Source organism: Bacillus sp. B15-48 (assembly GCF_016879755.1).
Lineage (GTDB): Bacteria > Bacillota > Bacilli > Bacillales > Cytobacillaceae > Mesobacillus_B.
This window is the reverse complement of record NZ_WOFU01000007.1, coordinates 29,883-41,943: the sequence shown is the minus strand read 5'-3', so window position 1 is coordinate 41,943 and position 12,061 is coordinate 29,883. Positions and strand designations below refer to the sequence as shown.

12 protein-coding genes and 1 riboswitch are annotated in these 12,061 nt (G+C 39.3%); of the genes, 8 read left to right on the top strand and 4 right to left on the bottom strand.

Going from position 1 to position 12,061, the window contains the following annotated elements:
• Nucleotides 1-12 precede the first annotated feature (12 nt).
• Nucleotides 13-816, bottom strand: coding sequence for a sulfur carrier protein ThiS adenylyltransferase ThiF (gene thiF, locus GNT69_RS19375; protein ID WP_203556647.1), 804 nt, complete (start codon nt 814-816; stop codon nt 13-15).
• Between the two features lie 3 nt (nt 817-819).
• Nucleotides 820-1,014 (bottom strand): sulfur carrier protein ThiS, encoded by a 195-nt coding sequence (thiS, locus tag GNT69_RS19370; protein ID WP_203556646.1) that lies wholly within the window; start codon nt 1,012-1,014, stop codon nt 820-822.
• Nucleotides 1,015-1,884: 870 nt separating this feature from the next.
• Here thiS and GNT69_RS19365 point away from each other — a divergent pair.
• From GNT69_RS19365 to GNT69_RS19350, 4 genes are all read left to right on the top strand, one after another.
• Nucleotides 1,885-2,067, top strand: coding sequence for a hypothetical protein (locus GNT69_RS19365; RefSeq protein WP_203556645.1), 183 nt, complete (start codon nt 1,885-1,887; stop codon nt 2,065-2,067).
• Nucleotides 2,068-2,070: 3 nt separating this feature from the next.
• On the top strand, nt 2,071-3,540 hold the full coding sequence (locus GNT69_RS19360) for a sodium:solute symporter family protein (protein WP_203556644.1): 1,470 nt from the start codon (nt 2,071-2,073) through the stop codon (nt 3,538-3,540).
• 335 nt (nt 3,541-3,875) lie between these two features.
• Nucleotides 3,876-5,324 (top strand): PAS domain S-box protein, encoded by a 1,449-nt coding sequence (locus GNT69_RS19355; RefSeq protein ID WP_203556643.1) that lies wholly within the window; start codon nt 3,876-3,878, stop codon nt 5,322-5,324.
• Nucleotides 5,325-5,391: 67 nt separating this feature from the next.
• On the top strand, nt 5,392-6,309 hold the full coding sequence (locus tag GNT69_RS19350; protein WP_203556642.1) for a ketopantoate reductase family protein: 918 nt from the start codon (nt 5,392-5,394) through the stop codon (nt 6,307-6,309).
• Nucleotides 6,310-6,368: 59 nt separating this feature from the next.
• Here the strand turns inward: GNT69_RS19350 and GNT69_RS19345 are convergent, their stop codons facing one another.
• Together GNT69_RS19345 and GNT69_RS19340 are read right to left on the bottom strand one after the other, a co-directional pair.
• The gene (locus GNT69_RS19345) at nt 6,369-7,730 is read right to left on the bottom strand and encodes a PFL family protein (RefSeq protein WP_203556641.1); all 1,362 of its coding nucleotides are present in this window, start codon (nt 7,728-7,730) and stop codon (nt 6,369-6,371) included.
• Between the two features lie 18 nt (nt 7,731-7,748).
• The gene (locus GNT69_RS19340; protein WP_203556640.1) at nt 7,749-8,024 is read right to left on the bottom strand and encodes an ACT domain-containing protein; all 276 of its coding nucleotides are present in this window, start codon (nt 8,022-8,024) and stop codon (nt 7,749-7,751) included.
• A gap of 82 nt (nt 8,025-8,106) precedes the next feature.
• A riboswitch (glycine riboswitch) is annotated at nt 8,107-8,184 on the bottom strand.
• Nucleotides 8,185-8,407: 223 nt separating this feature from the next.
• On the opposite strand from GNT69_RS19340, the gene GNT69_RS19335 reads away from it, so the two are divergent.
• From GNT69_RS19335 to GNT69_RS19320, 4 genes are all read left to right on the top strand, one after another.
• Entirely contained in the window at nt 8,408-8,968 is a 561-nt protein-coding gene (locus GNT69_RS19335) for a sigma-70 family RNA polymerase sigma factor (RefSeq protein ID WP_343206529.1), read from the top strand.
• Nucleotides 8,958-9,284, top strand: a complete 327-nt coding sequence (locus GNT69_RS19330) for a hypothetical protein (protein WP_203556638.1) — start codon at nt 8,958-8,960, stop codon at nt 9,282-9,284. Before GNT69_RS19335 ends, GNT69_RS19330 begins: the two co-directional genes overlap by 11 nt.
• Nucleotides 9,268-11,514, top strand: coding sequence for a carboxypeptidase-like regulatory domain-containing protein (locus tag GNT69_RS19325; RefSeq protein ID WP_203556637.1), 2,247 nt, complete (start codon nt 9,268-9,270; stop codon nt 11,512-11,514). Before GNT69_RS19330 ends, GNT69_RS19325 begins: the two co-directional genes overlap by 17 nt.
• Nucleotides 11,515-11,724: 210 nt before the next feature.
• Entirely contained in the window at nt 11,725-11,946 is a 222-nt protein-coding gene (locus GNT69_RS19320) for a heavy-metal-associated domain-containing protein (RefSeq protein ID WP_203556636.1), read from the top strand.
• The last annotated feature ends 115 nt before the right edge of the window (nt 11,947-12,061 follow it).

Here is a 12,061-nt window from a genome sequence, read left to right as displayed (position 1 = left end):
TAGAAGCTCCCCTTATATTTCGTCTTGTCCAACTAATAATCGTAAAACCATATTTGCCTGGTGACCTGCACAAATTTGGACTCTTGGTGCCATTAATCCGTTTCCAATTCTTGCGCTATTTTCTAAATCACCACATAAATATAATCGACTCATTGGTCTTGTTGTCTTGATTAAATTAGAACTTTCATATCCGGCCAATCCTGAAGCTGCAACGATTTTCACATTCGGTAATTGTTCCAAAGCAGTATTGACGAGCATCGATTTTTGATCGGGCTTATCAAATGCCTCACAAAGAATGTCATAATCGGAAAAAAGTCTTTTCACATTTTCTTCCGTAATTTTTACTGTTTCGGTTTTGACCGTAATAAACGGATTAATTTCTTCAATCTGTTCCTTAAGCGCAATTGTTTTCGGCATTCCTAGATGACGAACATAATAGTTTTGCCGATTGAGATTACTAGGTTCAATTATATCGAAATCTACTAGAAACAGTTCTCCGACGCCAATTCTCGCGAGCATCACTGCAATATTTGAGCCAAGGCCGCCTAAGCCAGCAATCGCGACTTTCGCATTTTTAAGTTTGTTATGAACATTAGGGGTATGTCTAGCCATCATCATACTTTCAAGTTCTTCTTCTTTTGGCATTACCCCTTTTTGAATAACCGATAAGACATCATTCTCTGAAATTGGGCTATCTTGACTAATTTGAAAGCCATTTAAAATGACAATGTCTGTTGGATTGCCAACTTGATTACGTACTTCAAAAGCTGTTTGACAAGTTAGTTCCATTTCCTTCCCATTTACTGTTAACTTCATTGTTCAACCTCCCCCTACAAACCTGACAATTTCCAATTTATCTTTGTCTTCGAGCCATACATCTTTAAAGGTTGTTTTAGGAACGATTTCCCCATTGCGTTCGACGGCAATTGTCGTTAAATCGAAATTTTGATTTGTTAAAAAATCATATAAAGTTTGTTCTTTTTCTAATGCTATCATTTTTCCATTTACTTTCATTTCTTCACTTCCTTTAAAAAATTTCACAAAAAAAGCACAAAACGAAGTAAACACCCTTTCGGTGGTGCTCCCCATTTTGTGCTTCTTTGTTATTAAAATTAACTAATTTGAATTATATAAAAAAAGGGTGCCTTCGTCAAGGGGAATGGCTTTTAATCTAGTTCTAGCCTAAAGTTTTAAAGTACATTTGTCGTTTTAGCTGAGTTAGTGTTGATTAAATATTAAAACCCTACGAATCTCAAATGTTTATAAATGCCCTTTTTAGTAAAAACATACAAAATTAGTTTTGCTTTTACCCCGTACTCGGATTAAAAAGTGGGTTGAACATAAATAGGTTGATATTTAATGCTAGTACTTGGATTAACCGAGTTTCTGAGCCTGTTTTATTGCTAGTACTTGGATTAAAGAGATTTTTGGCCTTTTTTTAATGCTAGTACAGGGATTATATCAGTGTTCAGACCTCGTTTTATTACTAGTACTCGGATTAACACCTCTTTTTACAGCGTTTTATTACGAGTACTAGCAATATAGTAACGAAATTTGCTGTTTTTAATACGAGTACTTGGATTAAAAAACCCGTTACCAGCATTATCGCTAAAAACCCTACTTGTCGCTTCTGTCAATTGGTTATAAATGACCTTTTTTAGTAAAAACATACAAAATTAGTTTTGCTTTTACCCAGTACTCGGATTAAAAAGTGGGTTGATCACAAACAGGTTGATTCTTATTGCGCGAATAAAATCGGCTTTTAAACAGCAAAGTGGTTGGGGATGATAAATTCAACAGCACGAAAGTGGCAATAAATGTAGAAACTACGCTATATTAAAAAAAGATTTACTTGCGGACAAAATTTAATAGAGGAGGGTTTAAATGACGAAGCGTGAATTATCTTGGGCAATTGTTAGTTTAATCTTAATCTTACTCGCTTATTTGATTCCGTATACAATCTTAACTGATGTCGCGAAATGGTACGGAAGCTTTTTGCTATGGGTTTTACTGGGAGTCGTGATTATCTTTGTCAACATCCTTATTACGAAAGATTGGAGGTCTTAAGCCTTGAGTAATAGTTTTATTTGGTCAGGTTTTGCCATCTATACGATCGTTGCTCTTTATATCGCTTATTTATCCCGAAGTGGCAAATCAGCGACCATGTCAGGTTTTTTTCTTGGAAATCGGAAAATGAATGGCTTTGTGTCGGCATTAAGCTATAGTGCGACAACTTATAGTGCTTTTATGATGGTTGGATTAGCCGGTCTAACCTACCGAGGTGGAGTAGGTGCTCTTGGTTTTGAAATGATCTATTTTGCGGGAGTCACCCTTGTTGCTTTCTTTGGGCCGCGGTTTTGGCTAGTGGGAAAAAAATACGGCTATGTTACTCCATCGGAAATGCTTGGAGACCGATATGGAAATAAGTTGGTTGCCGTAGTGATTGCGATCGCAACCTGTATTTTCCTGATTCCGTATAGCGCTGTACAATTAGCAGGCGTCGGTTATTTAGTAGAAGGGATGTCTGGAGGGGGAATTTCTTTTACTACTGGCATGATCATTGCGACGATTCTTGCCATTGTCTTTGCCTTTATTGCTGGGATTAGATCTGTTATGTGGACCGATTCACTACAAGCTTTGATGATGATTATCGCTTCAACAGCGGTTGTTTTGTTGATTATTCAAGGATTAGGTGGATTTAGTGGTTTCTTTGAGACACTGGAAGCGAATCATCCTGAAACATTGACCGTACCTGGGAATGGATTTTGGAGTTTAGCCACGTTTATATCGATGACTGTTCCCTGGCTTTTCTTTAGCTTATCCAATCCTCAAGTGAGTCAACGTTTGTTTATGCCATCCTCACTAAAAAGCTTAAGAACGATGTTGATGGGGTTTTTAGTCTTTGGCTTTATTTATACAATGGTTTCTGTTCTATGGGGATATTCAGCAATCATCCTGTTTCCAGGATTGGAAAATCCAGATGTTGCTACACCAAATTTATTAGCTTCAGATCTCGTTCCGCCGTTATTAGGGTTAATTGTGATGGTGGCAATCATTGCGGCGGCGATTTCAACAATTGATTCAATTATGTTAACACTTGCTTCTTTGTTTGCTCGTGATGTATATGGGAATTTACGTAAAGATGCGGATGAAAGACGTCAATTAGGAATTGGAAAGTTAGTTATGCCAATTATTGCGATTTTCGCTTTTGCATTTGCTGAGTTACAACTTGACCTGATTGCCGTGTTATCTGTTGCCTCATCAGCGGGCTTAACAGTAACGGTACCGGCTATAATCGGTGCGTTTTTTTGGGGAAGAGGAACGGCGGCTGGTGTCATTACAAGTGTTACAGTTGGTGGAGTCTTCGTTCTTTTGATGGAGTTTTTACAGCTAAAGCCCTTTGGATTAGGTTCAGGTGTTTGGGGCCTGCTCCTTTCGACTGTTCTGTTCATTGGTGTTAGCCTATTCACAAAAGCACCAATAGAGAAAGCAACAGAGTTTATCGGTTACATAAAAACAAATTTAAAAAGCACGAAATAAGTTCGTATACACATAATAAGAAAAGGACGATGGATCTATATCTATTATTAGAATTTGCATGACTTAATAGGTTACATCATTCATTTAAAAACAGTAAGGGAACAGTAAAATGGGATAATCAATTCAAATCTTTTCGAAAATTTGATTAAAAATGGTTCATTCATATTGAATAGTTCCTAAGATAAAAGTATTATTAATAATAAGTAATAGTTGAATGATAGGATTCAGATTCTCTAGATATAGGTGATGCAGGAAGTTAAAGCCAAGATGAGGTGTAGGAAAGCTCTACTCTTATTTTGGCTCTTTTAATTTGAGAAGCGGAGGAGTAAATCCTGATGGGTATTCTTAAAAATAGCCGGAAAAGTGTTCTCCTGAATGTGTATATTGAATCAAATATGGATAAAGACTTCTTCATACTATCTAGTAGAAAAGACGCCTTTTTTATTATTGATTTATGCGGGAGACTCGTTTTTGTGAATCCATTATTGGAACAGTTAGTTGACTATAGTCAAACGGAATTGCTTTCAATGGAATTATGTGATCTTTTCGGTGAAAAGGGCCTGAATAAATATGGGGATTTTTTTGAAGGGAAGGACCCTGAAACGCTGAATAACTTTGATGTTCAAGTTGTAACTCGTGGCGAGCAAGTTTTAAATGTAAATATCACCTCTTTTCCAATTTATTTCGAAGAGGAATTTCTTGGCTCTTACATCGTATTAAAAAACGTAACATCTTTTAAAGTAAAAAGAGAACTTAAAGCGGAAAAAGAAAAGCACTTTTGGCAACTAGTTGAACATTCACCAGAACCTATTTTTATTATTCAAAACTCTGAAATTAAAAAAATAAACAAAAGGGCGATCTCTTTACTAGGTTTTAATGAGCAAAATAAGTGGACAGGCAGTAGTTTATTAGAGTTTATTCATCCAGAGTCGCAAGAATTATTCAAACAGAAGATTTCGCGAGTTTTTCATGCAGATATTCCTGAGCCGTTTGAACAGAAAATGATTCGTCTTGACGGAGATGTCCTAATTGTTGAAATGACTGCTTTTCCGACCATCTATAATGGTGAGCCGGGTTGTCATCTTATTGTAAAGGATATTAGTGAAAATCGGAGGTTATCTTTGGTCTCACAAAAGCAAGCAATAGCGGGGCAGCTTGCTGCAGGTCTAGCACATGAAATCCGCAATCCAATTACGGCGATTAAAGGCTTTTTGCAATTGATTTTGCGAGAGAATGTGGAGAATCAAAGGGTGTTCTTGGAAATCATCGATTCAGAAATAACAAGAATTGAAGCCATTTTAAAAGAATTGCTCGTGCTCGCAAAGCCTGGGAAACATAAGGAAGAATGGGTGAATATTCGCGATCTATTAGAACAGGTTGTGACATTAATGGAGTCGCAGGCTTTATTAAATAATGTTCAAATTCAAAAACAACTAAGTTCCGTAAATGCAATGGTAAGAGGCGATGAAAATCAGTTAAAACAAGTATTTATAAATTATATTAAAAACTCTATTGATGCGATGGCGGACGGTGGTAAACTTATTATTAGTGGGATGACTATCGGTGAAAACAGCGTGCAAATTAAAGTGATTGACCAAGGTGGGGGCATTCCTCAAGAAATTATTGACAAAGTAGGAAATCCATTTTTTACAACGAAGGAAAATGGAACGGGGCTAGGGATGTTGGTTAGTAATCAAATTATTAAAGACCACAAAGGTTCAATGTTCATTAAAAGCGACGCGATAGGAACATGTGTTGAAGTTCACCTGCCCGCGAAATTGTAAAATTAAAAAACTAAGTTGGAATTGGCATGTTGGCTGAACGAAAAAACATTAAAGGAAGTCGGATTGAATGAAAATACAAACGGTTTCAATCATTGGATTAGGCGTATTAGGGATATTATTTGGACATCATTTATCGAAGAAAATGCCAAAAGAGAATTTACGAATTATTGCCGATAAAAATCGAGTGGAACGATATGAAAAAGAACATGTATATTGCAACGGTGACAAATGTGATTTTAACTATGTGACGCCTGAACAGGCCTGTGAACCAGCGGATTTAATTATTTTTGCGGTAAAATATGAAGGTTTAAAAGCGGCGGTTGATGCGGTAAAAAATCATGTAGGGGAAAATACAATTATTTTATCGGCTTTAAATGGAATTACAAGTGAAGCAGTGATTGCCGAACGTTATGGAATGGATAAGCTATTATACTGTGTCGCTCAAGGAATGGACGCGGTCAAGGTTGGCAATCAGCTTACATATGATCATATGGGAATGCTCTGCTTTGGCGATCGGGAACCTGGTGTTCTTTCAGAACAAGCGAAAAGGATCGCTGCCTTTTTTGATGAGACGGAATTTCCGTATGAAATTATTCCCGAGATGTATAAACGCCTATGGAGCAAATTTATGTTAAATGTTGGAGTCAATCAAACAGTGGCTGTTTATCAAAGTAATTATGGCGAAATTCATCGTGACGGAGAAGCGCGGGATACGATGGTTGCTGCGATGAAAGAAGTGATGGTTTTAGCTAATAAAGAAGGGATTCATTTAACAGAGGCTGATATTGATTACTGGTTAGGAGTCCTAAGTAAACTCAGTCCAGAAGGGAAGCCTTCAATGGCTCAAGATGTCGAGGCGAAACGCTATAGTGAAGTCGAATTATTCGCAGGGACTGTAGTAGCCTTAGGAAAAAAACACGGAATTGCTACACCAATTAATCAGAAATTATATGAAAAGATTAAGTTAATCGAAAGTCAATATTAAGTTGCTAAGATTTAAAAAATACCACATTGCTGTGGTATTTTTTAATTTCATTTCAAGCCCTAGTTAATCAATGATTGTAATGGTGCAGGGATACGTCCACCACGGCGAATCATTTTGTCTGAATGAAATGGATTGACCCCCATGACAGGAGCGCGTCCGAGCAGTCCGCCAAATTCAACCATTTCCCCTTCTTTCTTTCCTGGAACAGGAATGATTCGAACGGCTGTCGTTTTTTTATTAATCATGCCAATCGCTGCTTCATCGGCAATGATTGCAGATAAGGTTGCCGCTGAAACATCTCCAGTCAGGGCGATCATGTCAAGGCCGACGGAACATACGCATGTCATCGCTTCGAGTTTAGCAAGTGAAAGTGCTCCGTCCTCAATGCCACGAATCATCCCATTATCTTCACTTACAGGAATAAAAGCGCCGCTTAAGCCACCGACATAGGAGCTCGCCATCGCACCACCTTTTTTTACAGCATCGTTCATTAACGCGAGTGCAGCAATCGTCCCATGAGTGCCTACTCGTTCTAAACCAATTTCTTCAAGGATATCGGCCACGCTATCATTGAGGGCATTTGTTGGCGCTAGTGATAAATCCATAATTCCAAATGGAACATCTAATCGTTTCGCCACTTCACGACCAACCAACTCACCAGCACGGGTAATTTTAAAGGCTGTCTTTTTAATCACATCTGCCACTTCTCCAAGATCGGCATCTGGATACCGTCTTAATGCATTTAAGACAACTCCGGGTCCACTGACACCGACATTAATAACCACTTCTCCTTCTCCAGCCCCATGGAATGCACCGGCCATAAACGGGTTATCTTCAACTGGATTACAAAAGACAACGAGCTTTGCACAGGCAAGCCCATCTTGCTCTTTTGTCCGTTCTGAAGCTTCCTTCATAATCTCGCCCATTTGCCGAACGGCATCCATATTAATGCCAGCACGTGTGGAGCCGACCGACACGGAAGCACAAACTCGCTCAGTCACACTCAGCGCTTCCGGTAGTGCATCAAGTAAGGTTTGATCTCCTTTTGACACACCCTTATGTACGAGAGCAGAATAGCCACCAATAAAATCGACGCCAAGTGATTTTGCTGCTTCATCAAGTGTTTTCGCAAGTTGAACAGCCTCTTCGCGCGTCGCATGACCGAGAATTTCCGCAATTGGGGTAATTGAAATCCGCTTGTTGATAATGGGAATTCCATATTCTTTCCCGACTTTTTCTGCGGTCTCTTTTAAATCTTTTGCATAAGTGGTGATTTTTGTATAAACATTCTTATTCATTTTTTCAAAGTCAGAATCGGCACAATCGCGCAGATTAATCCCCATTGTCACGGTTCGAATATCTAAATTTTCGATTTGAACCATCCGAATCGTTTCCATCATTTCATTTAAGGCAATATTCATTGGTGCTCCCCCTTTCTTTTAAACGCGATGCATCGCCTGGAAAATTTCTTCAAGCTGGAGATTAATCGTTAAACCTAATGGATCTCCGAGTTCTGTCAATTTAAGCTGCAAATCTTCAAGGTTTTCATAATTGGTAACATCAACAATCATCATCATCGTAAAAAAATCTTGTAAAATCGTTTGGCTAATATCGAGGACATTCACCTTTTCATCTGCAAGGATTGTAGTAACTTTCGCGATAATCCCGACTTGGTCTTTTCCAATGACACTTACAACTGCTCTTCGTTGACTCATTGCTTTCACCTCATAAAATTATTCATAAAAAAGAGATTGGCTTCACCCAATCTCATTAGACAACAGAATAACATGTAAAGAATGCTACTCTTCTGTCCTTTTGCCTGAGATAGTGAATCCTTCGGCGCCGCAATGATGCGGTCTCTCCAGAAGCTGCTCCAGTTATAGTGTTACCCATAACGTTCATCGCTTGCTTATTTTATTAAAAACATTTCTAACATCAATCAATCTATCAATGATTCCGTTATTGGTCAATTACAATTATGACCGGGCCAAATAAGTGTATCTATTTTAAAAATTAATTATTTTTTAAAATAGATAGATTTATGCAACCTTTTCATAACGAGAGTCATCTATAGTGTAGAGTATAGCAAAAAAAGGGGGTGAGATGCTTGGATCTTGTTGACAGATTATTGAATAAAGAGGAAGCCGCCTTAGTAGAGCTCATGAATCAATACGGGGATTATTTGCTCCGGACAGCCCTGCTTTTTTTGAAAGATCAGCAAGTGGCGGAGGAAACGGTTCAGGATGTATTTATTACTGCATATGAAAAAATCAATCAGCTGACAGATTCAAGTAAGCTCAAAAGCTGGCTCACCTCCATTCTCGTGAATCGCTGCCGCACCGAGATGCGGAAGCGGAGTTGGAAACAGAGATTACTCTCCTTAAACATGTTTGATTTTACTCAACAGGACGATTTGTTTCTTGGACCAGAAGAACATCTTTTTGCTTTAGCGGAAAATCAGCACCTGACAAAAGCCATTCATGCGCTCGATTACAAATATCGAGAAGTGATTGTTTTATTTTATTATAACGAGATGAAAATTACGGACATTGCGGAGTTTATTCAAACGAAGGAAAATACAGTGAAATCACGATTGGCAAGAGGGCGTTCCTTACTAAAAGATTCTTTAATGAAAGGAGAAGATGACCGTGAACGATGAAAAAAAGCAAATCAAAGCGCAGCTTGACCGTGAGCTGCAAGAGGTAAAATTCACAAAGCAACAGAAAGTACTCAATCGCACTCATCCAATCTCCTTTAAACAGCGTCTGTTAGCGTTATGGAATAAGGAACTTGAAGTCCCGTTACTTCCTGTTAGTTCAGTGATTATACTTACTTTTCTCGTTTTCGGGATGTTTGCGTGGAACAACGAACCGCACACGTCACTGAGCCAAAGGGAGTTAGTGGAAGCAGGGGGAAACACGTACTGGAAAGATGAACTGGAAAAGGTGGTGGTGCTTCATGAAGGTGAAAATTAAAGTGAAACATATCGTCATCGTTGTGATTAGCGTGTTCCTTTTGATTCCTCTTGTTTTATTTGTTCTTCAGCCCCAAGTCGAGTTAGCGTTCGGCAAGCGGCAGTATGAACAGGGGGAGCCAAGTGGAAAAGCAAAATTGCTTCAAGCGTTAGAAAGACCGGTTTTACCTACTCAAAAATGGGAGTTGATACAGACTTACTTGCTTGCAGACGGGGATGGGGACCGATTTGATGTTTACGTTGGTCCAAGTTCTACTCAAGTAAACCATCAAACATTTGCAACAAGGTTTACTATGGAGGAAAAACTTCCTTATTTAAAAGAGTATCTTGACGTCGGTCCAGTGAATGGCTATTTAGTGACAGCTGCGAAACAATTATCCACTTTTTATCAACGAGAAGGGGAGAAAAAGCTTGCAGATGAAGTGTTGACACAAGCAACTAGCAGGATTCGATCAAGCCAATATGAATATCTCCGTTACGAGCTTCTCGTAGAGAGAATCAAATTATTCATTAAGCAAAGAGATGACCAGCAGGCAATGGCTTTGCTTGCTGACTTAAAACAGGATTTGACGCTTGAAAATTACTATTTGCGAGCCGAACTCGCAAGATTAGAAGCAGAAATCACCATCCGAGCGGGTGATGTGGAAAAGGCCCTTGAAATGGTCGGTTCCGAGTTAAAGGAATATGAGCAACAGCTTGAAAAGGATCGGCGGGAATTTCCGGAGTTGCAGGAAGGAACACCGGTCGTATATGAGCAGCTTAAGTCGCTGCAAAGCCATCTAGAAAAAGCATTGGAACAGAGAAAAACAGCAATCACAACCGTAACAGGGCGGGTGCTGCGCAGTGATGGAACACCGGTTACGAATGCAGGGGTGTTTTTACGAGAATCCAATACGGTTCATCGCAGCATTCACGATGACGAACCCCACCAATTTATCACCGACAAAAATGGCCAGTTTGAGTTTACTGGCGTCATTCCTGGAAGCTATCAGTTGTTTTTAGGTTTGAATTTTGAGCAAATTGATGGCTGGACATGGCCTGTCGAACATGGTGAGTGGCTGGAAATTTCCGGAGGAGATACTGTGAAACTTGAAGCGGTCTTGCATCCGCTTATAGAGCTTCAAGCACCGGTGAATCAAACAGAGATTACGACAGACACGTTCCGATTTTCTTGGGAGGAAATCGCCGGTGCTGCCTATTATCACATCTCACTCGGCGTCGAGATTGAGACTGGTTCGATTAGTTCTCTGTTTAAAGAACAGATTCGCGACAATGAGCTGACAGTTTCGGTTGAAGAGCTTTACGATAAAACGGTTGGGATTGCGTATGAGGACAGTGATGAATGGACATCGGTGGATCCCCTTTCGATTTTAGCATTCACTAATACCGAAAATCGCTTTTTCTGGTCTGTGCAAGCGTATGACGAAAAGGGTGATATGTTAACGCAAAGCAATGGCTATCGCCTCGACGAAGAGACGATCGGCAATTTGCCTTTCTTTTATTTAAAAGCAAGGGAGATGACAGAAGCAGACCAATTGTTTTTAGCGGGGCAAGTGGAGAAGGCATTTGAAAGATACAAAGCTGACTATAATAAGAACGAAGATGACCGCCATAGTTTGAGAATGATTGTGCGGTTGATGGGAATTGAAGCTGCACAAACCGGAAACACCCGAGATGAAGCGGTATTGCCGTATTTAACGAAATGGGTGGAAATGTCAAAAACCCCTGATGAGGCCTTTCAGTTAGCACAAATTTATTATGAAAACCGAGACTGGAAAAAATATCATGACTCGTATGAAAACTATATCGAACGGTTAAGTGGCGAGCCAAACGAGTATGTGTTAGGCGTGCATGCTACAGCATTGATGAAGCAGAAGCAGTTTGTTGAGGCACGATCTGTTTTTAAACGAGCGATGGATCTTGACCGAGAGAATCGCTTTATCGGTAATTGGCTTGCAGTAGAACTGTATATGGGCGAATCGTTTACGGCAGTAGCGCAACTTGCCGAACAATATCCTCAGCGTAATCTTGGCGGCAATCCGCCAAATTGGGCGGGAGTGATTCGGAAAATGGCCGAGGAAGCAAGCACTGATCCAGAGTATCGCCATGCATTCAACGAAGGGTTTGAGTTGTATATATCGGATCAAACGGACGAATTGAGTTTATGGTTGGAGGAACAAGAGCGGGCGGCTTTAAAAGCGTTTTTCCGCGAAGTGCAAAGAGTAAGGTGAAATTGAAGCTACTTCTTGAGGGGATTTTTTTCGGGTGAATCGACGATTTTATTTCAGGGAATAAATTGATTGATGAGGATAAAGTTTGGAAACTTCGCCGTGCAATTCAGCATTAATTCTAAAAAATATAGCGATACTTGATGGGCGTCAATTTTTTAAAACGAAAACGAGCTTAAACTAAAGACAGAAGCAATAAGGGAGGAAAATAACATGACAAAAGCTGTATTTCAATTAGAACCACTAACTTGCCCATCCTGTATTAAAAAAATTGAAAGCTCTCTAAATAAAACAGCGGGAGTTGAATCTGTAAAAGTATTATTCAATTCAAGCAAAGTAAAAACAGAGTTCAATGGAGAAACGGTTAAAGCTGGTCAATTAGAACAAGTGATTAAAAAATTAGGTTATGATGTACTATCAAGTAAAGTTTCATAATTTTTTATAAAACGGCCAATCTGGTGCTAAAAACGCACTGGTTAGGTCGTTTTTTTGTGGTAAATCAGGGAATTATAAAAGGTATCTAGTTGTGGATAAACTTTATCCAGCTCCA